This window comes from Streptomyces sp. NPDC059534, assembly GCF_042743475.1.
Classification (GTDB): domain Bacteria; phylum Actinomycetota; class Actinomycetes; order Streptomycetales; family Streptomycetaceae; genus Streptomyces.
On the sequence record NZ_JBHWAQ010000008.1, the window covers coordinates 142,347 to 164,167 of the forward strand.

Sequence of the window (21,821 nt, forward strand, 5' to 3'; positions counted from 1 at the left end):
CCGGTGCGGCGGCCCCGGGGCAGCGCCCGACGCCGCCGCGTCCGTCAGCAGACGCGCAGGCCCGCCACCGCGCCGCCGCCCGCTCCTCCGGAGAGGTGGAGGACGCTGAGGTAGACGTTGGTGTTGCCGCTGTCGTCGTCGGTGCGGGCGAACCAGCGGCTGGTGCGGCCGCCGTACGACTCGGTGCGGTCGAGGTCGACCTGGCAGGAGAAGGTGTGCGGACCGGCGCCGACGGTGCCCATCTCGCCGCCGTCGTAGCGGGTGGTGGTGGCGCCGCGTACGACCTGGCAGGTGGCGGAGGAGCCGGAGGCGGTGCAGCCCTCGGCGGGCGCCGGGGCCTGGGTGGTGGGCGCACTGGTGGCGCCGCCCCCGCCCGAGGGGCCGCCGGCCGTGTTCGTGTCGCCCGTCGGGACGGCGCCGCCGGGCTTGCCCGGGGCCGTCGTGCCGCCGCCTCCCGAGGGGGGCCGCGTACCGGAACCGCCGCCCGCCGCGTCGGCGGCCCCGCCGGCGTCCGCACCGCCGGCGCCGTCCCCTCCGGCCGCGTTCCCGCCGGGGACGGGGCCGGAGGCGGACGGCGCGCCGGGCTTCGTGCCCGCGGACGGCGAGGCGGTGCCGCTCGGCTGCCCCGAGGGCGGCGCGCTGCTCGTACCGGGGTCGAGCACGCGCCCGGGGTCCCCGCCCGCCGCGGCGCCCTGGCCGCCGTCCTGCGCGGTGTCACCGGCGGCCCGGTCACCGGCGCCGTGGTCCATGAGGGCGTACGTGATGCCGCCGCCGGCCAGCAGGACGGCGGCCACGGAGGCGGCCACCAGGGCGGTCCCCCTGCGCGGCCCGGCCCCCGCCCGCCGGGCGGCCCGGGTCTCGGCCCGCCCGCCCGTCCCCGGATCGCCGGTGGGCCCGGGGACGGGCGCGGACGCGGGTCCCGCCATCGGTACGGGCACGGCCGGCCCGAAGCCCCCGCCGAGCGGCGCCGCACCCCTCTCGGGGGGCTGTACGGCACCGCCACCCCGGTACGGCTCCGCAGGGGCCGCGTACGGGCCTCCGGGAGTGGCGTACGGCTCGGCGGAGGCCCCGTACGCGCCGCCGAATCCGGCGGCCGGCCCGGCCGCGTCCGCCGCACCGGGGCCGGCGTCCACGCCCGCCGCGACCGCACCACTCGCGGGGCCGTCGGAGGGGCCGTCTGGGCTCGCGCCCCCGTGGGTCCCGTACGCGGCCGCGCCCGAGGCGGGCTCGGTTCCGGCCACCGCGTCCAGGAGCAGGGCCGCCTCGCGGGCCGTCGGCCGGGAGGCCGGGTCCTTGTCGAGGAGGCGGAGCAGGACCGGGGTGAGGGGTCCGGCGCGGCGCGGATCCGGGAGGGGTTCGGTGACGATGGCAGCGAGGGTCGACCAGGTCGAGGTGCGGCGGAAGGGCGAGGCGCCCTCGACCGCCGCGTACAGGGTGGCGCCCAGCGCCCAGACGTCGGAGGCGGGGCCCGGGTCCTGTCCGCGGGCCCGCTCGGGGGCGAGGAAGTCGAGGGATCCGACGATCTCGCCGCTGCGCGTGAGGTGGGTGGCGGAGCCGTCGCCCGGGTCCTCCATCGTCGCGATGCCGAAGTCGGTGAGGACGATCCGCCCCGACCGGTCGAGCAGGATGTTGCCGGGCTTCACGTCCCGGTGCAGTACGCCCACGTCGTGGGCGGCGGCCAGCGCCTCCAGGACGCGGGCGCCGATCCGGGCGGCCTCGACGGCGTCGAGGGTGCCGCGCTCGCCGAGGACGTCGTCGAGGGAGGGCCCGTCGACGAGTTCCATGACGATGACGGGCCGGCCGTCGTGTTCGGTGACGTCGTGGACGGCCACGACTCCGGGGTGGCGGACCCGGGCGGCGGCCCGCGCCTCGCGGGTCATCCGCAGCCGCAGGTCGGCCAGTTCGGGCGCCGCCGCGTCCGAGTACGTGCGGAGTTCCTTGACGGCGACCTCACGTCCGAGGACGTCGTCGACGGCCCGCCAGACGACTCCCATGCCCCCGCGCCCGAGCTGACGCACGATTCTGTAGCGGCCCGCGAGCCGCCCGTTCTCCCCCGATGACACCGATGCCCCGTTCCCCTGTCGAGCACATGCGCGTTCCGCGCGTTAACTCGTACAGGGTACGGGGCAGTTGGCCGGATCGAGACCCTTAGTGGATCACGGTCGTCACTCGGCGGAGGCGGTGAGGTCGCCGCGGCGCGGGGCGGCGAACCGGTCGAGGGCCGCGCGGTTCATGCCGGTGAGGGCGTCGACCTCCGCGGTGCCGAGGGCGCCGCAGTCGATGCCGCGCAGCAGGTAGGAGCTGAGCGCCTTGGCCGTGGCGGGCTCGTCCATGACGTCGCCGCCGGCGTGGTTGGCGTACGCGGAGAGGCGCTTGGCGGCGGCCTCGAAGCCCTCGCGGTAGAAGGCGAAGACGGCGGCGTAGCGGGTGGGGATGTGGCCGGGGTGCATGTCCCAGCCCTGGTAGTAGGCGCGGGCGAGGGCGCGGCGGGTGAGGCCGTAGTGCAGGCGCCATGCCTCGTGGACGTGCGCGGTGGAGCCGACGGGGAGGACGTTGGTGGAGCCGTCGGAGACGCGGACGCCGGTGCCGGCGGCGGCGACCTGCATGATCGCCTTGGCGTGGTCGGCGGCCGGGTGGTCGCTGGCCTGGTAGGCGGCGGAGACGCCGAGGCAGGCGCTGTAGTCGAAGGTGCCGTAGTGCAGGCCGGTGGCGCGGCCCTCGGCGGCGCCGATCATGCGGGCGACGGCGGCGGTGCCGTCGGTGGCCAGAATGGACTGGCTGGTCTCGATCTGGATCTCGAAGCCCAGGCGGCCGGCTTCGAGGCCGTGCGCGTTCTCGAATGCCTCCAGGAGGCGGACGAAGGCGGAGACCTGCTCGGGGTAGGTCACCTTGGGGAGGGTGAGGACGAGGCCGTCGGGGAGGCCGCCGTTCTCCAGGAGACCGGTGAGGAAGACGTCGGTGGTGCGGATGCCGCGGTCGCGTACGGCGGACTCCATGCACTTCATCCGGATGCCCATGTACGGGGCGGCCGTGCCGTTCCGGTACGCCTCCGAGATCAGCCGGGCGGCGCGGGCGGCGTCCTGGTCCTCGTCGGCGCCCGCGTAGCCGTCCTCGAAGTCGACCCGGAGGTCCTCGACGGGCTCGCGCTCCAGCTTGGCGCGTACGCGGCCGTAGACGTCCTCGGCGAGGTCGTCGGAGAGTCCGAGGACGGCGGCGAAGGAGGCGGCGTCGGGGGCGTGCTCGTCGAGCGCGGCGAGCGCCTGGTCGCCCCAGGAGCGGATGGTTCCGGCGTCGAAGACGTTGCCGGGGACGTAGACGGTGTGGACGGGCTGACGGGTGCCGGGGTCGCCCGGGTAGCGCCGGTCGAGCTCGGCGTCCACCGCTGCGAGGGAGGCGCTGATGCCCTCGCTGACCGCTCCGGCGAGGCTCGTCGACACCTTCTCCTGCTGACCCATCCCACATCCTCCTGTTTTCCGCTTCACGGAATCAACAATCCGTATAGCGAAGTTAGTAGGCAGCCTGGACCTGAGTCAATGGTTGTCCGAAACGGCCGGGGGCCGCACGGTGAGAGATCACCGTACGGCCCCCGGGCCCGACAGAACCGCAGGTCAGCCCTTGCGGGTCTTGACCTCTTCGGTCAGCTGCGGGACGACGTCGAAGAGGTCGCCGACCACGCCGTAGTCGACGAGGTCGAAGATCGGCGCCTCGGCGTCCTTGTTGATCGCGACGATCGTCTTCGAGGTCTGCATGCCCGCGCGGTGCTGGATCGCGCCGGAGATGCCCGAGGCGATGTACAGCTGCGGCGAGACCGACTTGCCGGTCTGGCCGACCTGGTTGGAGTGCGGGTACCAGCCGGCGTCGACCGCCGCACGCGAGGCACCCACGGCCGCGCCGAGCGAGTCGGCGAGCGCCTCGATGATCGCGAAGTTCTCGGCACCGTTGACGCCACGGCCACCGGAGACGACGATCGCGGCCTCGGTCAGCTCCGGACGCCCGGTCGACTCGCGCGGGGTACGCGCGGTCACCTTGGTGCCGGTGGCCAGCGCGCCGAAGGTGACCGCGAGGGCCTCCACCGCACCGGCGGCCGGGGCGGCCTCCACGGGAGCCGAGTTCGGCTTGACCGTGATGACCGGAGTACCCCGGGAGACACGGGACTTGGTGGTGAAGGAGGCGGCGAACGCGGACTGCGTCGCGACCGGACCCTCCTCACCGGCCTCCAGGTCCACGGCGTCGGTGATGATGCCGGAACCGATACGGGCCGCCAGACGGGCCGCGATCTCCTTGTTCTCGGCGGAGGACGGGACGAGCACGGCGGCCGGGGACACGGCCTCGTAGGCGGCCTGCAGCGCGTCGACCTTCGGCACGACGAGGTACTCGGCGAACTCCGGCGCCTCGGCGGTCAGCACACGCGTGGCACCGTGCTCGGCCAGGGCGGCCGCGGTGTCGGCGGCACCGTTGCCCAGCGCGACGGCGACCGGCTCGCCCAGGCGGCGGGCGAGGGTCAGCAGCTCCAGGGTGGGCTTGCGGACGGCTCCGTCGACGTGGTCGACGTAGACGAGAATCTCAGCCATGGGACTTCAATCTCCTGCGAACGAAAGGGGCGGTCTGAGGGGCTCGCGCGAGCCTTAGATGAACTTCTGGCTCGCGAGGAACTCGGCGAGCTGCTTGCCGCCCTCGCCCTCGTCCTTGACGATCGTGCCGGCGGTACGGGCCGGACGCTCGGCCGCGGAGTCGACCGCCGTCCAGGCGCCGGCGAGGCCGACCTGGTCCGCGTCGATGTCCAGGTCGTCCAGCTCCAGGGACTCCACCGGCTTCTTCTTGGCGGCCATGATGCCCTTGAAGGACGGGTAGCGCGCCTCGCCCGACTGGTCCGTCACGGACACGACGGCCGGCAGCGAAGCCTCCAGCTGCTCGGAGGCGGTGTCGCCGTCGCGGCGGCCCTTCACGACGCCGTCCTCGATCTTGACCTCGGAGAGCAGCGTGACCTGCGGGACGCCCAGACGCTCGGCGAGGATGGCCGGGAGGACACCCATGGTGCCGTCGGTGGAGGCCATACCGGCGATGACGACGTCGTAGCCGGTCTTCTCGATCGCCCTGGCGAGCACCAGCGAGGTGCCCATGACGTCGCTGCCGTGCAGGTCGTCGTCCTCGACGTGGACGGCCTTGTCGGCGCCCATGGACAGCGCCTTGCGCAGCGCGTCCTTGGCGTCCTCGGGGCCGACCGTGAGCACGGTGACCTCGGCGTCGTCCGCCTCTTCGGCGATCTGCAGGGCCTGCTCGACCGCGTACTCGTCGAGCTCCGACAGCAGGCCGTCGACGTCGTCGCGGTCGACGGTCAGGTCATCGGCGAAGTGCCGGTCGCCGGTGGCGTCGGGCACGTACTTCACACAGACAACGATCCTCAAGCTCACGCCGGCTCTCCTACTGCATCGTGATAACTGGGCTGCCTTGTTGCTCGCAGCATAGGCGCCTGAAGGGCGGGTTTCCGGTCGGGGCGCCGGACGCCCCCACCGGAATATTACTCGTCAGTACACCCAGTTTGTTACCAGTAAGCAAGCGCTCAGCCGTGTGATCTGGCCAACGCGCGGAGAGCCGCGCGCACGGGAACCCTCAGTCGCGCAGCGCGTTGAAGCGGCCGTGGTGGTAGAGGAGGGGCCGGCCCGCCCCGTCCGGGTCACCGGCGACCGCCTGCGCGATCACGATCCGGTGGTCGCCGGCCGGCACCCGGGCCACCACACGGCAGACCAGCCAGGCCAGTACGCCGTCGAGCACCGGCACGCCCTCGGGACCCACGCTCCAGCGCGTCCCCTCGCCGAACCGGTCGGCGCCGCTCCGGGCGAAGGTGGAGGCCAGCTCCTGCTGGTGCTCGCCGAGTATGTGCACGCCGATGAACTCGGCCTCGGAGACCACGGGCCAGCTGGAGGAGGAGGTGCCCACCCCGAAGGAGACCAGCGGGGGTTCGGCGGCGACGGAGTTGAGCGAGGTCGCGGTGAAACCGACGGGACGCTCGCCGTGCGCGGTGATCACCGCCACACCGGCGGCGTGCCGGCGGAAGACGGAGCGGAGCAGATCGGGAGTGGCCTGCCGGGGTGCGCCGATCGTGGGAACGGTACGGAGCTCGGGCGAAACCGTCATGGAATTGTCCTTCTGCGAGGGCGGCATGAGGGAAGTCCTGGGGTGGTCAGACACCCGGACAGCGCGCGCTCGCGTTGCGGGCCAGGTCCACATGGACGCGGCCGTAGAGAAGGAGTTCTAGGGGCACCCCGTCAGGGTGACGATCGTTGCGGGGTGCAGTCAAGTGCGTACCGCAATATGGGAGAAGCGTCACCGCGCCGGATGAGGCATGTCGCGGGCGCCGGGACGACGCGCCGCGCGCCCCTGACACGCCGTCCGCCACTCCCCCGGAGTGGCGCCGTGTCAGACCGCCTGCCCCAGCGCGGCGATGACGTCCGCGCGGCGGGGCTGTCCGGCGGCCCGGCGGACGACGCGGCCCGCGCCGTCGAGGACGAGCACGGTGGGGGTCCTGACAATGCGCAGCTCACGGACGAGATCGAGCCGCTCCTCGGCGTCGATCTCCACGTGCCCCACGCCCGGCACCATCGCGGCGACCTCGGCGAGGGTCCGGCGGGTGGCCCGGCAGGGCTGGCAGAAGGCGGTCGAGAACTGGACGAGCGTGGCCCGCTCCCCCAGTTCGGCGCCGAGTGCCTCCGGCCCCAGGATCTCGCCCATCGGTCTCCCTTTCCGCGCCTGTCTCCGGGTCCAGCGTCCCATGGGAGCGTTCGATTCCCGCCACGGCCACCGCGAGTGACGAGAATCTCCCTGCACGAAGCCGCCTGGACTGGTCACCGGGCCCCACATGGGGCACGATCTGCCCAAAGCCGAAAACCTACGGCCGCGTAACTTCGCCGGGAGAACCCACTCCGGGCACACGAAGAAGAGGTTCCTCTCCGATGGCAGAACTCGTCTATCGACCGGTCGTCGGTGCCGCGCTCACCCTGTTCAAGGCGCTCGACCTGAAGATCGACACCCAGGGTTCGGAGCACATCCCGCGGACGGGAGGCGCCGTGCTGGTGAGCAACCACATCAGCTACCTGGACTTCATCTTCACCGGCCTCGCGGCCCTGCCGCAGAAGCGCCTGGTGCGCTTCATGGCGAAGGACTCGGTCTTCCGGCACAAGGTCTCCGGACCGCTGATGCGCGGCATGAAGCACATCCCCGTCGACCGCTCCCAGGGTGAGCACGCCTACCGGCACGCCCTGGAGTCGCTGCGGTCCGGCGAGATCATCGGCGTCTTCCCCGAGGCGACCATCTCCCAGTCGTTCACGCTCAAGGGCTTCAAGACGGGTGCGGCGCGTCTCGCGCAGGAGGCGGGCGTGCCGCTGATCCCCATGGCGCTGTGGGGCACCCAGCGGGTGTGGACGAAGGGCCACCCGCGGAACTTCAGGCGGAGCCACATCCCCGTGACGATCCGGGTGGGCGAGCCCGTCGAGGCCCCCGCCGACCAGTACGCCGGCGCCATCACGCGGCGGCTGCGCGAGCGGGTCCAGGAGCTCCTCGAGGCCGCTCAGCGCGCCTACCCGGTCCGCCCCAAGGGCGCGGACGACACCTGGTGGATCCCCGCCCACCTCGGCGGTACGGCGCCGACGCCGGCCCAGGTCAAGGAAGCGGGCTGACCGAACCGTTTCCCCCGACCCCCGGCGGCAGGGCCCCCGGGGGTCAGAGCTGCGCGGGGAGCGTCCGCCAGAGGTGCGCGCGGTCCGGTGCGGCCTTCAGGGCGTCCAGGACGGCCGGGTGGGGCTCGGCCCACAGCTCCGGGTAGTCCACCTCTCCCAGCTCCGGGCGTACGGCCCAGGCCAGCCGCTCCTCCCCCAGCGAGAACCGGGCGTCGACGCCCGGCTTGTTCCCCCGCGCGTCCTGGCGGGCCCATGCCTCCTCGCCCGGCAGCAGGACCGCGACGAGGCCGTGGACGGCCGGGTTCGCACCGTCGTCGTCGGCGAGCCGCTGGTAGCAGAGGGCGGCCGGGATGCCCCGGGCCCGCAGGAGCGCGGCGTACGCGATCGACTTGGCGTAGCAGATGCCGGTGCGCTGCTCCAGGACGTCGGAGGCGCGCCAGGTGACGCGGGGGTCACCCGCGTCCGCGGAGTGCGGGATGGTGTCGCGGACGAACGCGAAGGCCGCCTCGGCGTATGAGTATGCGTCGGGATGATCCCCGGAGAGCCGGTCGGCCACGTCCCGGACCTGTGGGTGTTCATGGTCGACGGCCTCGCTCGCTGCGAGGTACGCGGCAAGGTTGGGGTTCTGCTGGATGAGTTCCATACCGGACGACCCTATGGAGACGGCCGGACGGAGTCAATGACTTTCCGTCCGGCCGTATATTCATGCAGTGTTCCGGTTACCGGGCGAGCTCTTCCTTCAGCGCCTGGAGGAAGGCGTCGACGTCGTCCTCCGTGGTGTCGAAGGCGCACATCCAGCGGACGTCGCCGGCGACCTCGTCCCAGAAGTAGAAGCGGAAGCGTTCCTGCAGTCGCCTGGTCACGTCGTGCGGCAGACGGGCGAAGACCGCGTTGGCCTGCACCGGGTAGAGGATCTCCACCCCGTCGACCTCGCGCACCCCGGCCGCGAGCCGCCGCGCCATCGCGTTGGCGTGGCGGGCGTTGCGCAGCCAGAGGTCCTTCGCGAGGAGCGCCTCCAGCTGCACCGACACGAAGCGCATCTTCGAGGCGAGCTGCATGGACAGCTTGCGCAGGTGCTTCATGTGGCTGACCGCGTCCGGGTTGAGGACGACGACGGCCTCGCCGAAGAGCATGCCGTTCTTCGTGCCCCCGTACGAGATCACGTCCACGCCGACGGCGTTGGTGAACGCGCGCATGGGCACGTCGAGCGAGGCGGCCGCGTTGGCTATCCGGGCCCCGTCGAGATGCACCTTCATGCCCTTGGAGTGGGCGTGCTCGACGATCGCGCGGATCTCCTCGACCGTGTAGACCGTGCCCAGCTCGGTGTTCTGGGTGATCGAGACGACCTGCGGCATCGCCCGGTGCTCGTCCTCCCAGCCCCATGCCTGCCGGTCGACCAGCTCGGGGGTGAGCTTGCCGTCCGGGGTGGGCACGGTGAGCAGCTTGAGGCCGCCCATCCGCTCGGGCGCGCCGCCCTCGTCCACGTTGATGTGGGCGGACTCGGCGCAGATCACGGCGCCCCAGCGGTCGGTGAGCGCCTGGAGGGCGGTCACGTTCGCGCCGGTGCCGTTGAAGACCGGGAACGCCTCGGCGGTGGGGCCGAAGTGGCTGTGCATGATCCGTTGGAGGTGCTCGGTGTACTGGTCCTCGCCGTAGGCGACCTGGTGGCCGTCGTTGGCGAGGGCGAGGGCGGCGAGTACCTCCGGGTGGGCGCCGGCGTAGTTGTCGCTGGCGAAGCCCCGGACCGACGGGTCGTGGTGACGACGTGCGTCGGTCCTGGGGCCGAGGGCCGCTGTCACGGCTTGGGGGTCAGCCACAGACGCTGTCCATTCACTTCCTGGGCGGGCCTGTCCCACAGGCCGGCGATCTCGTCGGCCAGATCCTTGACGTCGGTGAAGCCCGCGAACTTCGCGCTGGGGCGCTCGGCCCGCATGGCGTCGTGCACCAGCGCCTTGATCACCAGGATCGCAGCCGCCGCCTGCGGACCGTCGTCGCCCCCCAGCTTGCGGAAGGAGTCCGCCATGGCGAGGGTCCACGCCTCGGCGGCCGCCTTGCCGGCGTTGTACGCGGCGTTGTTGGCGAGCGGCTTGTGCGCGCCGACCTGGCTGACCAGGGCGTACCGACCGCGTCCGCCGCTGCGCAGCAGCCCGTCGTGGAAGGCGAGCGAGGTGTGCTGGACGGTGCGGATCAGGAGCTTCTCCAGGAAGTCCCAGTCCGCGAGGTCGGACTCGGCGAAGGAGGGGGCTCCGCGCCAACCGCCGACGAGGTGCACCACGCCGTCGATCCGGCCGAATTCCTTCTCGGTCTTCGCCGCCCAGTCGCGCGTGGCGGCGAGGTCGAGGAGGTCGACGGTGTCGCCGATGACCTTGGCGCCGCCGTGGGCGTAGCGGGCGGCGTCGACGGCCTCGGCGAGACGCGCCGGGTCGGCGTCGGAGCCGACGACCGTGGCGCCCGCCTCGGCGAGGCGGATCAGCGTCGCGCGGCCCGCGGGGCCTGCCGCGCCGGCGACCGCGATGACGGCGCCGTCGAGCGGCCCGCCGTTTCCGTTGGCGTTCATGGGCGACGCCTCCTCCGTGTGCTCCGTGGATTCGCTCACGCGGCGGCCTGCTCGGTCCGAGAGACGTCGGCGGCGGTGATGCCCTTGGTGTCGGCGATCACGCCCTTCAGCTTCTTGGCGAGGGCCTCAAAGAACATGCTGAGCGGAAACTCGTCCGGAAGCACGTCGTCGACGAGCTTGCGGGGCGGGAGGGACAGGTCCAGGGCGTCGGGGCCCTTGGCCCACTTCGATCCCGGGTGCGGGGCGAGGTAGGTGGAGACGAGCTCGTACGCCTTGAACCAGTGGACGAGCTTGGGGCGGTCGATGCCCTCGCGGTAGAGGGTCTCGATCTCGGCGCAGAGCTGGTTGGTGACCTGCGGGGCGCGCTGCCAGTCGATCTTGAGGGTGTTGTCCGTCCAGCGCACCACGTCGTGCTTGTGGAGGTACGCGAAGAGGAGCTGGCCGCCGAGACCGTCGTAGTTGCGGTTGCGGTCGCCGGAGAGCGGGAAGCGGAACATCCGGTCGAAGAGGACCGCGTACTGCACGTCACGGCCGTGCGCGTTGCCCTCGGCCTCCAGCTTCACGGCCTCCTTGAAGGCGGTGAGGTCGCAGCGGAGCTCCTCCAGGCCGTACATCCAGAAGGGCTGGCGCTGCTTGATCATGAAGGGGTCGAAGGGCAGGTCGCCGTGGCTGTGGGTGCGGTCGTGGACCATGTCCCACAGCACGAACGCCTGCTCGCAGCGGGTCTGGTCCTCGATCATCGCGGCGATGTCCACGGGCAGCTGGATGCCCAGGGTGTCGACGGCGGCCTCGGTGACCTTGCGGAAGCGGGCGGCCTCGCGGTCGCAGAAGATGCCGCCCCAGCTGAAGCGCTCGGGGGCCTCGCGGACCGCGATCGTCTCGGGGAAGAGGACGGCCGAGTTGGTGTCGTACCCGGCGGTGAAGTCCTCGAAGGTGATGCCGCAGAAGAGCGGGTTGTCGTAGCGGGTGCGCTCCAGCTCGGAGAGCCACTCCGGCCAGACCATGCGCAGCACGACGGCCTCGAGGTTGCGGTCCGGGTTGCCGTTCTGCGTGTACATCGGGAAGAGCACGAGGTGCTGGAGCCCGTCCACGCGGTCGGCGGCCGGCTGGAAGGCCAGCAGGGAGTCCAGGAAGTCCGGGACGACGAAGCCGCTCTCGGCCCACTTGCGCAGGTCGGAGACGAGTGCGCGGTGGTAGGCGGCGTCGTGCGGGACCAGGGGGGAGAGCTGCTCGACGGCGGCGGTGACGCGGTCGACGGTCAGCTCGACGAGGGAGCGGGCGGGCGCGGCCTCGGCGTCGAAGTCGATGGAGCCGTCCGCGCGCTGCCAGGCACGGATCTCCTCCACGGCATTCTTGAGCTCGGGCCAGGCCGGGTGGTCGATCACCCGGGCGTCGGTGGCTATGCCCCCACCAGTCATGTCCTGCACAAGAATTTCCGTCATTCCTCTTCCTCCACAGGAGAACCTCGCGTCAAGACACCGTAACCATTTACGGTTCTTCACCACAAGGGGAGCAAGAGAAATTATCCTGCCGAACCCCCCTGGTGACAGAAGTTTTTCCTGTCAGCCAGGGGGGAGGCCACTCTTCCGCCGTACGGGTCAGCTCAGCGGCTTGATCAGCAGCTCGAACTCCAGATCGTCGCGCTGGGGCACCCCGAAGCGCTCGTCGCCGTACGGGAACGGGGTCATCCGGCCCGTGCGCCGGTAGCCGCGCCGCTCGTACCAGGCGATCAGCTCCTCCCGCACGGAGATCACCGTCATGTGCATCTCGCGCGCGTCCCAGAGCTCGCGCACCCGGCGCTCGGCCTCCGCGATGATCTGCCTGCCCAGACCGCCGCCCTGGAGCTCGGGGCGGACGGCGAACATGCCGAAGTACGCGGCCTCGCCGCGGTGCTCCAGCTGGCAGCAGGCGACGATGCCCCCGTCGCGCTCCACGACCAGCAGCCGGCTGCCGGGGGTGGTGATGACGGCGGCGACGCCGTCGGGGTCGGTGCGCTGCCCCTGGAGGATGTCCGCCTCCGTGGTCCAGCCGCCCCGGCTGGAGTCGCCGCGGTAGGCCGACTCGACGAGCGGGACGAGCGCGGGCACGTCGTCCAGGACCGCCTCTCGATAGCTGATCCGGCCGGTCTCCTGGGACGTGACGGTGTCCATGTGAGCAGGGCTCCCCTCGGGCGCTGACGATGCGGGCGCTGACGATCGCCGTGCGCGATCGTCCCGAGCCTAACGTGAGCGCCTTTCACTCCCCCTCGTACATCCGTGCGCGCCCGTGCGCCCGCGTGGGCGTCCCGGGCCGCGGGCATTCCTCCCTGGACGGAACGGCGTCGTGGGGGAGGTGTTCCGTGCACGGACCGGCTCTGTCCGGGTGGCTGCTGGTCGCCGTCTGCGCGGCGACGGGCCTGTCCTGCCTGCTGCGGATGCGGGCGTCCACCGGGGAGGAGCGCCGCGCCGCGGGCGGCGAGGCGGTGATGGGGTTCGGGATGGCGGCCATGGCCCTGCCCGCCGCCGTCCTCACGCCGCCGGGCTGGAGTTGGACGGTGTACGCGGCGGTGTTCGGCGGAGCGACGCTGCACGGTCTCCTGGCGCTCCGGCGCGGCGGCCACCACCTGCACCATCTGGTCGGCTCGCTGGCCATGCTCTACATGGCGGTGACGATGGCGGCGCCCGGCGCGCCGGGGGCGCACACGGAGCACGCGGCGGCGGGGCCGGCCGGCGGCATACCCGTGCTGACCGGCGCGCTGCTCCTCTACTACGTCGCGTACGTGCTGCGCGCGGGGACGCGACTCGTCCCGGTGGCGGCGGGCGGCGCCGGGCCGGGGCCGGCCTGGGCGGCACGGCCGGAACTGGCGCGCGCGTGCCGGCTCGCGATGGCCCTCGCCACCCTGGCCATGCTCGTCGCGCTGTGAGGCCCCGCGCCCGGGCCGCCGCCCAACGAAACCGTGGCGTACGTCACTTGCCCTCCGCACCCATACCCCCGACCCGTACCGCGCTCATAGGCTGACACCCATGTGGGTCTCCCTCGCACTGCTCCTGCTCGGCGTCCTGACCGCCCTGGCGGCCCCGCGGCTGCTCTCACGGGCCGACTGGGCGGAGCGAGAACCCGTGGTGGCCCTGTGGGTGTGGCAGTGCGTGGTGGCCGCCGTGCTCCTGAGCTTCGCCCTCTCCATGACGCTCAGCGCCTCGACCGCCTGGCAGGCCGTACGGGGGCAGCTCTTCGCCCCCGCGCCGCGCGCGGTGGTCGACGCGTACGAACTCGGCACCAGCGGGCCCTGGTCCGCCGTCCTCGCCGTCGCCCTGGCGGCCGGCGGGGCGTGGTCGGGGGCGATGCTCGGCCGGGAGATCGGCCAGGCCCGCGCGCGCCGCAGGCAGCGCCGCTGCGATCTCCTCGTCCGCTCCCCCCTGTTGCCCGGGGAGCGGCCGGGCAGTGAGCGGCTGGTCGTCCTGGAGGGCGAACGGGCCGACGTCTGGTGGCTGTCGGGCACCACGCCCCAGCTGGTGATCACCACGGCGGCGCTGCGGCGGCTGAAGGGGCGGCAGCTCGACGCGGTCCTCGCCCACGAGCAGGGCCACGCCCGGGCCCGGCACGACTGGCTCCTGAACTGCTCGGCGGCGCTGGCCGCCGGGTTCCCGGGGATCCCCGTCTTCGCCGCCTTCCGCGAGGAGATGCACCGGCTGGTGGAGCTGGCCGCCGACGACGTCGCCTCGCGCCGCTTCGGCCGTCTGACCATCGCGCTCGCCCTCGTCGAACTGAACGAGGACCGCGGGGTGTTCGGACCCGGCTCCGCCCCCGAGACGGACCTGCCCCAGCGGGTCAACCGACTCCTCACCGCGGCGCCCCGGCTCACCACGGGCCGCCGCCTCCGGCTCACCGCGGCCGCCTCCCTGGTGCCGGTGGTCCCGGTGCTCGTCGCCTTCGCCCCGGCGCTGAGCGCACTGGGTTAGGACACCCCGGCGCGCGGGCGGTGCACGGACGGTCCGGTGGGGCGGTTCGTCGGGCAGGATCGGCGCATGCGCACCTCCGCCGTGGCCTCCGGCGTCCTGGCCGTCCTGCTCCTCGTCCTCGTCGCCGTGGGGTGGCCGCCGTTGCTCGACTTCGACCGGTCGGTCGCCGAGGCGCTGCACCGCAGCGCCCTCGCCCACCCGGGCTTCAGGCACCTCAACCGCGTGCTCACGGACTGGGTGTGGGACCCGTGGACGATGCGTGCCCTGGCCGCGGCCACCGTGGCCCTCCTCTGTGCGCGCCGGGAGTTGCGGACGGCCCTGTGGGTGGCGGGGACGAGCCTGCTGGCCGTCGGTCTCCAGCAGGGGCTGAAGGCCCTGGTGGGGCGGGAGCGGCCCCAGTGGACCGACCCGGTCGACTCGGCCCGTTACTCCGCCTTCCCGTCCGGGCACGCGATGACGGCGACGGTGACCTGCGGGCTGCTGCTCTGGGTGCTCGCGCTGCACTGGCGGGCCGAGTGGCGCGGCTGGGGCGCTCTCGCGGGTACCGCGGTCGTCTCGGTGCTCGGGGCGGGGTGGACGCGGGTCTACCTGGGTGTGCACTGGCCCTCGGACGTCCTCGGGGGATGGCTCCTCGGCTGGTTCTGCGTGGCCGTGGCCGTCCTCACGTACCGGTGGAGCGAGCGCCGGTCGGCGCGGACCACGAACGGGAGTGGGGCCGGGAACGGAACGCCCGGCGGTGCCATGCCCGGAGGCCCCGGGACCGGCGACGGAAGGTCCGGCGGAGGCCCGCCCGGAAGCCCGGCGACCGGGCTCAAAATAGGAGGAAGGCAATGAAGCCGCCTGTTCTGGACGATCCCCCGTGTCGCCCAGAACAGACGGCATGCCCGACGGCCCGCCACACAGGCAGGCCGACCGGTTGCGCCGAGTATATTGGCTGGCAGCCAGTCAACGCAGGAGCCCAGCATGTCCCCGCGTAGCCCATCGGTCAATGAAGAGCTCCGACGCCGGTCCCGGGAGCGGCTTCTGCAGGCCACAGTGGACCTCGTCGACACAAAAGGTTACGAGGCGACCACACTCGGCGACATCGCCGAGCAGGCCGGCACGGCCCGCGGCCTCATCTCGTACTACTTCCCGGGCAAGCGCGAACTCCTGCAGGCGGCGGTGCACCGGCTGATGCACCTGACGCTGGAGGCGGGGCTGGAGCGGGAGCCGCGGACGGAGGACGGGCGCGAGCGGCTGGCCCGCGCGATCGACGCGATCCTCGGCCTCGCGGCGACGCGGCCGACGCTGATGCGGACCCACATGGCGGGCATCCTGCAGGCCGACGGATTCGTGCAGTGCCAGGAGCAGCAGCGTCTCGCCTTCCTGCTGCGGGACACCGTCACCCGGTACGGCTCGCAGGACGTGGACACGGACTATCCGGTGCTGCGCGCCCTGCTGATGGGCGCGGTGGTGGCGGTGCTGCTGCCGGGGGCCCCGATGCCCCTGGCACGGCTGCGGTCGGAGCTGTTCCTCCGCTACGGGCTGGACTGGGACATGGGTGTGCCGCCGGACGAGGGTCCGCCCGGCGGCACACCGGCGCTCGGGCCGTCAGCCGGCCCTCACGATCCCGGTCAGTCGTCGAAGTCGAAGTAGTCCGGCTGGGTCTGGACGTTGAGCTCGTCCATCCGGATGCGCTTCGCGGGGTCGGTACGACGGTCGGAGAGCTTCAGGACGTCGAAGCCCTTGGCGATGTCGTTCGAGTAGATGTAGCCGTTGTAGTAGTACGCGGACCACGAGCCACCGGTCAGCGCGGTGGTGGCGGAGAGCGGGCCGCGCTCGAAGAAGGCGATCTCCTTCGGGTTGGCCGAGTCGGTGAAGTCCCAGACGGAGACACCGCCCTGGTACCACGCCTGGACCATGAGGTCCTTGCCCTTGACCGGGATCAGCGAGCCGTTGTGGGCGACGCAGTTCTCGGTGTCGGCCTGGTGGCGCGGGATCTTGAAGTAGCTCCGGAAGACGAGCTTGCGGTGCTTGCCCTTGCCGACGATGTCGTAGATGCCGTCGGCACCCCGGTTCGGCCCGACCACGGCGTTGCAGGTGGCGCTGCCGCCACCGCCGAGCTCGTCGGTGAAGACGACCTTGTTGGCCTTCTGGTTGAAGGTCGCGGAGTGCCAGAACGCGAAGTTCACGTTGTCCTGCACCTGGTCGATCACGCGCGGGTGCTCGGGGTCCTCGATGTCGAAGAGGATGCCGTCACCCATGCACGCGCCGGCCGCGAGGTCCTTCTCCGGGAGCACGGTGATGTCGTGGCAGCCGGTGGTCTTGGAGACGCCCGGGTTGGTGGGCGCGCCCGGGTTTCCGCCGCCGTCGGGGCCCTCGCCCGGGAAGAGGACGGGGAAGCTGACGATCGCGGCCTTCTCGGGCGCCTTGCGGGGCACCTTGATGACCGAGATGCCGTCGTGCGGCGGCTGACAGTCCGGGAAGGCCGCGTTGGGCGAGTACGAGGAGACGTAGACGTACACGTCCTTGCGCTTCGGCACCAGCGTGTGGGTGTGCGAACCACAGGAGGTCTCGACGGCGGCGACGTACCTCGGGTTGGCGATGTCGCTGATGTCGAAGATCTTCATGCCCTCCCAGGATTCCTTGACCGAGGCGGGCTGCGTCGTGCTGGCGCACGAGTTGTCGCTCCGGGAGGAGTCCGTGGACAGGAAGAGGAGGTTCCCGGAGACGGAGATGTCGTTCTGGGAACCCGGGCAGAGGACCTGAGTGACCGTCTTCGGGTCCTTCGGGTTGCTGATGTCGTAGATCCGGAAGCCGTCGTAGTTGCCGGCGAAGGCGTACTTGCCCTGGAAGGCGAGGTCCGAGTTGAGACCCTTGAGGACGTCCTTGGGGCTGTTCGCGAGGTGCTCGATGTTCGGGCTGTGGACGATCTCGTCCACGCCGGGTATCTCACCGCTCTGGATGGCTGCGCGCGCGTCGGCGGCCTGCTCCGCGGAGACCTTGCCCTGTGCGGGCGCGTCGCCGGGATCGGGGGTGGCGGCCGCGGGGCCGGCCACGAGCAGGGTGGCCATCAGTCCGGCGGCGGCGGATGCCACGCCCAGACGTCTGAGCCGGGCGCGCGGGTCGCGCGTGTCTTGCGTCGTACGCGGGGTACGCAACGAAGTCACTCCGTCCTCCCTGGTATCCGTTCAGCATTGAACGGGTGTTGGACCCCGGCAGTATCTTCCTTGCCGTGCACATCTCAACAGATGGCAACACAGACGTAATGAAGGTTTTTGATCGGTCGCCCGGAGAAAAGTGCTAGGAACGGTCCTTGTCCCCGTAAGAACACCTGGAGGTCGCGTTGTTGATCCGCCGTCAGCGTGCAGCCGTCGCCGTGGCCCTGTCCTTCGCCGCCGTACTCGCCCTGGCCGCCTGCGAGTCGGGGCCGGACGGGACGGCTCCGCGGGCCGAGGGCACAGCGGGAAACACGGTGGTCGCGCCGGGGAAGCCCGGCGAGCCCGCCCGGCGGATATCCCCCGAGGAGGCCGCCCGGCTGCTCCCCGACGAGAGCCCGAACAGCGCGGACTTCCGCTACGTGCAGATGATGATCGCCCACCACCGGCAGGCGCTGACGATGACGGCCCTGGCGCCCGGGCGGGCCGGTTCGACTCAGGTCAGGAAGGTGGCCGAGCGGATCGCGGCGGCTCAGCAGCCGGAGATCGGCGCGATGGAAGGTTGGCTGAAAAACAACGGCGGACCGCGTGAACAGAGCGGCCACGACCATCACTCGATGCCGGGCATGGCCACCGAGGCCCAGCTGAAGCAGCTGGCGGACGCGAAGGGCAGGACCTTCGACGAGCTGTTCCTGAAGCTCATGATCACGCACCACGAGGGAGCCGTGACGATGGCGGCCGAGGCCCTGGGCGAGGGCAACAACGGCCTCGTGGAGGAGATGGCGAACGACGTCATCGCGCAACAGACGTCGGAGATCAACCGGATGCGGTCGCTGTAGGGCACGGCCCGCCCGACCCGGCGGTGGCAGGTGCAGGGCGGGGCGGGCGGTGGCGGTGGCGGGCGTCCGGGCGTCAGGACGTGCCGCCCTCGCCCTCGCCCTCACGCGTGGCCTGGGCGCCCGCCGCCGCCAGCACGGCGTCCAGGAGGCCGGGGAAGAGTGCGTCGAGGTCCTCCCCGCGCAGCGCGTTGAGCTTGGCGGTGCCGCGGTACATCTGCTGGATCACGCCGCTCTCCCGCAGTACCCGGAAGTGGTGCGTCGTCGTCGACTTGGTGACCGGGAGGTCGAAGTACGAGCAGCTCAGTTCGGCGCCCTCGCGCGCCATGTCGCGCACGATCCGCAGACGCACCGGGTCCGCGAGCGCGTGCAGCACCGCTTCCAGGCGGATCTGGTCGCGGGTGGGGTGTTCGAGGGCGCGGGGGCTGGTCGCGGTGGTCATGGCGGCGGCTCCACTTCATCCGGGTGGCGCCCATTGTACGAGACCTCTCGTAGTTTGACAGGTGCCGTACTACGATGCGTATCGTACGAGCGTCATCGAGGCACCCCCGAAACGGAGTCCGTCATGAGCGTCGCCCTGTTCCAGCCCTACACCCTGCGTTCGCTGACCGTGCCCAACCGGGTCTGGATGGCGCCCATGTGCCAGTACTCCGCGGAGATGACCGGGCCGAACGCGGGCGTCGCCGGCGACTGGCACTTCGCCCACTACGCCGCCCGCGCCACCGGCGGCGCCGGGCTCGTCCTCGTCGAGGCGACCGCCGTCGCCCCCGAGGGCCGGATCAGCCCCGCGGACCTCGGCCTCTGGAACGACGCCCAGACCGAGGGCCTGCGGCGGATCGCCGGCTTCCTCAAGGAACACGGCACCGTCCCCGGCATCCAGATCGGCCACGCCGGACGGAAGGCATCGACCGACCGCCCCTGGGAGGGCCGCGGCCCCGTGGCGCCGGGCGGGCCCGGCTGGCAGCCCGTCGGACCCAGCCCCGTCGAGTTCGCCGAGGGCTACCCGGTGCCCACCGAGCTGACGGTGGAGCGGATCCGGGAGATCACCGGCCGGTTCGCCGACGCGGCCCGCCGGGCCCTCGACGCGGGCTTCGAGGTCGTCGAGGTGCACGGCGCCCACGGCTACCTCATCGGCGAGTTCCTCTCCCCGCACAGCAACCACCGCACGGACGAGTACGGCGGCTCCTTCGAGAACCGGACCCGGCTGGCCCTGGAGGTCGTCGACGCCGTGCGGGCCGTCTGGCCCGAGGAGCTGCCCGTCTTCTTCCGCATCTCCGCCACCGACTGGCTGGAGGAGCAGGGCTGGACGGTCGACGAGACCGTACGGTTCGCCAAGCTGCTGCGCGAGCACGGCGTGGACCTCCTCGACGTCTCCAGCGGCGGCAACGGCGGCCCCGCCCGGATCCCGGTGGGCCCCGGATACCAGGTGCCCTTCGCCGCCCGCGTCAAGGCGGAGACCGGGCTGCCGGTGGCCGCCGTCGGCCTGATCACCGAGAGCGAGCAGGCGGAGAAGATCCTCGCCAACGGGGAGGCCGACGCGATCCTCCTCGGCCGCGAGCTGCTGCGCGACGCCTCCTGGCCCCGCCGCGCCGCCCGCGAACTGGGGGCCGAGACCCACGCCCCCTCCCAGTACGCCTGGGCGATCTGACCCCGTCCGGGGCGGTCGCATGCGGGCGAGGGTGTCCGGGGGCCCTCGCCGACGGGCGGGTGTGTCCCGGGGCCGTTGTCGGTGGGCGGGTGCAGACTGGCCCGTATCCGCGACAACGGCGTCCTGGAGGCGGCAGCCATGCCCGACGTACTCCTCACCGTAGGCACCCGCAAGGGCCTCTTCATCGGCCGCAGGCACGACGGCCGATGGGAGTTCGACGATCCCGGCTTCCCCGCCCAGGCGGTCTACTCGGTCGCCATCGACACCCGGCGGCGGACCCCGCGCCTGCTCGTCGGCGGGGACAGCGCCCACTGGGGACCCTCCGTCTTCCACTCCGACGACCTCGGCAAGAGCTGGACCGAGCCGGCCCGGCCCGCGGTGAAGTTCCCCGAGGACACCGGCGCCTCCCTGGAGCGCGTCTGGCAGCTGCACCCGGCCCCCGACCACTCCCCCGACGTCGTGTACGCGGGGACCGAGCCCGCCGCGCTCTTCCGGTCGGCCGACGGTGGGGAGTCCTTCGACCTCGTCCGCCCGCTGTGGGAGCACCCGACCCGCTCCCGGTGGGTGCCCGGAGGGGGCGGCGAGGCCGTCCACACCGTCGTCACCGACCCGCGCGACCCGGACGCGCTGACGGTCGCCGTCTCGACGGCGGGGGTGTTCCGCTCCCGGGACGGCGGGGCCGCCTGGGCGCCCTCCAACCACGGGGTGTCCGCCGTCTTCCTGCCCGACCCGGACCCCGAGTTCGGGCAGTGCGTCCACAAGATCGCCCAGGACGCGGGCGACAAGGACCGGCTCTACCTCCAGAACCACTGGGGCGTGTTCCGCAGCGACGACGCGGGCGGCAGCTGGACCGACATCGGCTCCGGCCTGCCCTCCGACTTCGGCTTCGCGATCGCCGCGCACCCGCACCGCCCCGACACCGCCTACGTCTTCCCGATCACCGCGGACTCCGACCGGGTGCCGGCGGGCCACCGCTGCCGGGTCTACCGCACGACGGACGCGGGCGGGACCTGGGAGCCGTTGTCCCGGGGGCTGCCCGAGGGCGACCACTACGGCACGGTGCTGCGGGACGCGCTGTGCACGGACGACGCGGATCCGGCGGGTGTCTACTTCGGCAACCGGAATGGCGAGGTGTACGCGAGCGCCGACGACGGGGACAGCTGGCAGCTCCTGGCCGAACACCTGCCGGACGTACTGTGCGTGCGGGCAGCCGTGATCTGACGGCCTGGGGCGCGGCCGCGACGGAGGAGGTGCGCCGGGCCGTGGCCCGGCGCCCTTTCGCGCTCCACCGGGCTGCCGGCGCGCTCCACCGGGCCGGCGGTCAGGGCAGGCGCCAGTCCACCGGCTGCGCCCCCTGCTTCAGGAGCAGTTCGTTCGCGCGGCTGAAGGGCCGGGAGCCGAAGAAGCCGCGGTCCGCCGACATCGGGGACGGATGCACGGACTCCACCGCCGGCAGGTCGCCGAGGAGCGGGCGGGCCCTGCGGGCGTCGCTGCCCCAGAGGATGGAGACCAGGGGCTTGCCGCGCGCCGCGAGCGCGCGGATGGCCTGCTCGGTGACCTCTTCCCAGCCCTTGCCGCGATGCGCGGCCGGCTTGCGCGGGGCCGTGGTCAGCGCCCTGTTGAGGAGAAGCACTCCCTGTCGGGTCCAGGGCGTCAGATCGCCGTTCGACGGCCGCGGCAGGCCGAGGTCGGTGTGGAGCTCCCGGAAGATGTTCTCCAGGCTGCCGGGCAGCGAACGGACCTCGGGCGCGACCGAGAAGCTCAGCCCCATCGCCATCCCCGGTGTCGGATAGGGGTCCTGACCCACGATCAGGACCCGCACCTCGTCGAAGGGCTGCTGAAAGGCCCGCAGGACGTTCTGCCCGGACGGCAGGTAGGTGCGGCCCGCGGCGATCTCCGCCCGCAGGAAGTCGCCCATCGCCCCCACCCGTCCCGCGACGGGACGCAGGGCCTCCGCCCAGCCGGGCTCCACCAGTTCGTTCAACGGTCGCGCTGTCACGGTCCGTCACTCTACCGGCCTACGGTGACAACG

At 72.3% G+C, this 21,821-nt stretch carries 22 protein-coding genes; 8 read left to right on the top strand and 14 right to left on the bottom strand.

Translation table 11 applies throughout. The annotated features are described in order from the left end of the window. Window positions 1–44: 44 nt before the first annotated feature. The 6 genes from ACFVZH_RS12805 to ACFVZH_RS12830 form a co-directional block, all read right to left on the bottom strand. The gene (locus ACFVZH_RS12805; protein WP_384896157.1) at window positions 45–2,063 is read right to left on the bottom strand and encodes a serine/threonine-protein kinase; all 2,019 of its coding nucleotides are present in this window, start codon (window positions 2,061–2,063) and stop codon (window positions 45–47) included. 102 nt (window positions 2,064–2,165) lie between these two features. Next, window positions 2,166–3,455 (bottom strand): DUF6986 family protein, encoded by a 1,290-nt coding sequence (locus ACFVZH_RS12810; protein WP_384896159.1) that lies wholly within the window; start codon window positions 3,453–3,455, stop codon window positions 2,166–2,168. A gap of 153 nt (window positions 3,456–3,608) precedes the next feature. Further along, window positions 3,609–4,571 (bottom strand): electron transfer flavoprotein subunit alpha/FixB family protein, encoded by a 963-nt coding sequence (locus ACFVZH_RS12815; protein ID WP_384896161.1) that lies wholly within the window; start codon window positions 4,569–4,571, stop codon window positions 3,609–3,611. Between the two features lie 54 nt (window positions 4,572–4,625). After that, window positions 4,626–5,411, bottom strand: coding sequence for an electron transfer flavoprotein subunit beta/FixA family protein (locus tag ACFVZH_RS12820; RefSeq protein ID WP_384896163.1), 786 nt, complete (start codon window positions 5,409–5,411; stop codon window positions 4,626–4,628). Window positions 5,412–5,610: 199 nt separating this feature from the next. Continuing rightward, the gene (locus ACFVZH_RS12825; protein WP_384896165.1) at window positions 5,611–6,135 is read right to left on the bottom strand and encodes a flavin reductase family protein; all 525 of its coding nucleotides are present in this window, start codon (window positions 6,133–6,135) and stop codon (window positions 5,611–5,613) included. Window positions 6,136–6,417: 282 nt separating this feature from the next. Beyond that, window positions 6,418–6,729 carry a TlpA family protein disulfide reductase gene (locus ACFVZH_RS12830; protein WP_384896167.1) on the bottom strand — a complete coding sequence of 104 codons (312 nt, stop codon included), beginning with the start codon at window positions 6,727–6,729 and terminating at the stop codon, window positions 6,418–6,420. 221 nt (window positions 6,730–6,950) lie between these two features. Between ACFVZH_RS12830 and ACFVZH_RS12835 the strand changes: the two genes are divergently transcribed. After that, complete coding sequence (locus tag ACFVZH_RS12835) at window positions 6,951–7,673, top strand: lysophospholipid acyltransferase family protein (protein ID WP_384896169.1); 723 nt, start codon at window positions 6,951–6,953, stop codon at window positions 7,671–7,673. Window positions 7,674–7,716: 43 nt separating this feature from the next. On the opposite strand, the gene ACFVZH_RS12840 is transcribed toward ACFVZH_RS12835, so the two are convergent. From ACFVZH_RS12840 to ACFVZH_RS12860, 5 genes are all read right to left on the bottom strand, one after another. Beyond that, window positions 7,717–8,316: a transglutaminase family protein gene (locus tag ACFVZH_RS12840; RefSeq protein WP_384896171.1), complete on the bottom strand. Its 600-nt coding sequence runs from the start codon at window positions 8,314–8,316 to the stop codon at window positions 7,717–7,719. 76 nt (window positions 8,317–8,392) lie between these two features. Beyond that, complete coding sequence (locus ACFVZH_RS12845) at window positions 8,393–9,472, bottom strand: threonine aldolase family protein (protein WP_384896398.1); 1,080 nt, start codon at window positions 9,470–9,472, stop codon at window positions 8,393–8,395. Continuing rightward, entirely contained in the window at window positions 9,469–10,230 is a 762-nt protein-coding gene (locus tag ACFVZH_RS12850) for an SDR family NAD(P)-dependent oxidoreductase (protein WP_384896172.1), read from the bottom strand. The genes ACFVZH_RS12845 and ACFVZH_RS12850 overlap by 4 nt, the downstream gene beginning before the upstream one ends. Window positions 10,231–10,265: 35 nt before the next feature. Continuing rightward, window positions 10,266–11,672: a DUF6421 family protein gene (locus ACFVZH_RS12855; RefSeq protein WP_384896174.1), complete on the bottom strand. Its 1,407-nt coding sequence runs from the start codon at window positions 11,670–11,672 to the stop codon at window positions 10,266–10,268. Window positions 11,673–11,828: 156 nt separating this feature from the next. Then, complete coding sequence (locus ACFVZH_RS12860) at window positions 11,829–12,380, bottom strand: GNAT family N-acetyltransferase (RefSeq protein WP_384896176.1); 552 nt, start codon at window positions 12,378–12,380, stop codon at window positions 11,829–11,831. 188 nt (window positions 12,381–12,568) lie between these two features. Between ACFVZH_RS12860 and ACFVZH_RS12865 the strand changes: the two genes are divergently transcribed. The 4 genes from ACFVZH_RS12865 to ACFVZH_RS12880 all read left to right on the top strand — a co-directional run bounded on the left by ACFVZH_RS12865 (window position 12,569) and on the right by ACFVZH_RS12880 (window position 15,803). Beyond that, a complete protein-coding gene (locus ACFVZH_RS12865; protein ID WP_384896178.1) occupies window positions 12,569–13,132 on the top strand; it encodes a DUF5134 domain-containing protein in 564 nt (187 codons plus the stop codon). Between the two features lie 100 nt (window positions 13,133–13,232). Continuing rightward, window positions 13,233–14,168 (top strand): M56 family metallopeptidase, encoded by a 936-nt coding sequence (locus ACFVZH_RS12870; protein ID WP_384896180.1) that lies wholly within the window; start codon window positions 13,233–13,235, stop codon window positions 14,166–14,168. Window positions 14,169–14,234: 66 nt separating this feature from the next. Next, complete coding sequence (locus tag ACFVZH_RS12875) at window positions 14,235–15,002, top strand: phosphatase PAP2 family protein (protein WP_384896182.1); 768 nt, start codon at window positions 14,235–14,237, stop codon at window positions 15,000–15,002. A gap of 129 nt (window positions 15,003–15,131) precedes the next feature. Further along, on the top strand, window positions 15,132–15,803 hold the full coding sequence (locus ACFVZH_RS12880; RefSeq protein WP_384896184.1) for a TetR/AcrR family transcriptional regulator: 672 nt from the start codon (window positions 15,132–15,134) through the stop codon (window positions 15,801–15,803). Here the strand turns inward: ACFVZH_RS12880 and ACFVZH_RS12885 are convergent. Then, on the bottom strand, window positions 15,782–17,221 hold the full coding sequence (locus ACFVZH_RS12885) for an LVIVD repeat-containing protein (RefSeq protein WP_384896400.1): 1,440 nt from the start codon (window positions 17,219–17,221) through the stop codon (window positions 15,782–15,784). The genes ACFVZH_RS12880 and ACFVZH_RS12885 overlap by 22 nt on opposite strands. A gap of 272 nt (window positions 17,222–17,493) precedes the next feature. Between ACFVZH_RS12885 and ACFVZH_RS12890 the strand changes: the two genes are divergently transcribed. After that, on the top strand, window positions 17,494–18,144 hold the full coding sequence (locus ACFVZH_RS12890) for a DUF305 domain-containing protein (protein WP_384896186.1): 651 nt from the start codon (window positions 17,494–17,496) through the stop codon (window positions 18,142–18,144). Between the two features lie 73 nt (window positions 18,145–18,217). Here ACFVZH_RS12890 and ACFVZH_RS12895 read toward each other — a convergent pair whose 3' ends face one another. Then, window positions 18,218–18,583 (bottom strand): ArsR/SmtB family transcription factor, encoded by a 366-nt coding sequence (locus ACFVZH_RS12895; protein ID WP_384896188.1) that lies wholly within the window; start codon window positions 18,581–18,583, stop codon window positions 18,218–18,220. A 123-nt stretch (window positions 18,584–18,706) separates the two neighbouring features. Here ACFVZH_RS12895 and ACFVZH_RS12900 point away from each other — a divergent pair, with 123 nt between their 5' ends. Further along, on the top strand, window positions 18,707–19,789 hold the full coding sequence (locus ACFVZH_RS12900) for an NADH:flavin oxidoreductase/NADH oxidase (RefSeq protein WP_384896190.1): 1,083 nt from the start codon (window positions 18,707–18,709) through the stop codon (window positions 19,787–19,789). 138 nt (window positions 19,790–19,927) lie between these two features. Further along, the gene (locus tag ACFVZH_RS12905) at window positions 19,928–21,010 is read left to right on the top strand and encodes a WD40/YVTN/BNR-like repeat-containing protein (RefSeq protein ID WP_384896192.1); all 1,083 of its coding nucleotides are present in this window, start codon (window positions 19,928–19,930) and stop codon (window positions 21,008–21,010) included. Window positions 21,011–21,110: 100 nt separating this feature from the next. Here the strand turns inward: ACFVZH_RS12905 and ACFVZH_RS12910 are convergent, their stop codons facing one another. Beyond that, a complete protein-coding gene (locus ACFVZH_RS12910) occupies window positions 21,111–21,788 on the bottom strand; it encodes a uracil-DNA glycosylase (protein ID WP_384896194.1) in 678 nt (225 codons plus the stop codon). Between the last annotated feature and the right edge of the window lie 33 nt (window positions 21,789–21,821).

Bases quoted from the DNA above. Each gene is read 5' to 3' on its own strand.
- ACFVZH_RS12810 (WP_384896159.1), bottom strand. From the start codon at position 3,455: ATGGGTCAGCAGGAGAAGGTGTCGACGAGCCTCGCCGGAGCGGTCAGC.
- ACFVZH_RS12815 (WP_384896161.1), bottom strand. From the start codon at position 4,571: ATGGCTGAGATTCTCGTCTACGTCGACCACGTCGACGGAGCCGTCCGC.
- ACFVZH_RS12825 (WP_384896165.1), bottom strand. From the start codon at position 6,135: ATGACGGTTTCGCCCGAGCTCCGTACCGTTCCCACGATCGGCGCACCC.
- ACFVZH_RS12830 (WP_384896167.1), bottom strand. From the start codon at position 6,729: ATGGGCGAGATCCTGGGGCCGGAGGCACTCGGCGCCGAACTGGGGGAG.
- ACFVZH_RS12835 (WP_384896169.1), top strand. From the start codon at position 6,951: ATGGCAGAACTCGTCTATCGACCGGTCGTCGGTGCCGCGCTCACCCTG.
- ACFVZH_RS12840 (WP_384896171.1), bottom strand. From the start codon at position 8,316: ATGGAACTCATCCAGCAGAACCCCAACCTTGCCGCGTACCTCGCAGCG.
- ACFVZH_RS12850 (WP_384896172.1), bottom strand. From the start codon at position 10,230: ATGAACGCCAACGGAAACGGCGGGCCGCTCGACGGCGCCGTCATCGCG.
- ACFVZH_RS12855 (WP_384896174.1), bottom strand. From the start codon at position 11,672: ATGACGGAAATTCTTGTGCAGGACATGACTGGTGGGGGCATAGCCACC.
- ACFVZH_RS12860 (WP_384896176.1), bottom strand. From the start codon at position 12,380: ATGGACACCGTCACGTCCCAGGAGACCGGCCGGATCAGCTATCGAGAG.
- ACFVZH_RS12870 (WP_384896180.1), top strand. From the start codon at position 13,233: ATGTGGGTCTCCCTCGCACTGCTCCTGCTCGGCGTCCTGACCGCCCTG.
- ACFVZH_RS12875 (WP_384896182.1), top strand. From the start codon at position 14,235: ATGCGCACCTCCGCCGTGGCCTCCGGCGTCCTGGCCGTCCTGCTCCTC.
- ACFVZH_RS12880 (WP_384896184.1), top strand. From the start codon at position 15,132: ATGTCCCCGCGTAGCCCATCGGTCAATGAAGAGCTCCGACGCCGGTCC.
- ACFVZH_RS12885 (WP_384896400.1), bottom strand. From the start codon at position 17,221: ATGGCCACCCTGCTCGTGGCCGGCCCCGCGGCCGCCACCCCCGATCCC.
- ACFVZH_RS12895 (WP_384896188.1), bottom strand. From the start codon at position 18,583: ATGACCACCGCGACCAGCCCCCGCGCCCTCGAACACCCCACCCGCGAC.
- ACFVZH_RS12900 (WP_384896190.1), top strand. From the start codon at position 18,707: ATGAGCGTCGCCCTGTTCCAGCCCTACACCCTGCGTTCGCTGACCGTG.
- ACFVZH_RS12905 (WP_384896192.1), top strand. From the start codon at position 19,928: ATGCCCGACGTACTCCTCACCGTAGGCACCCGCAAGGGCCTCTTCATC.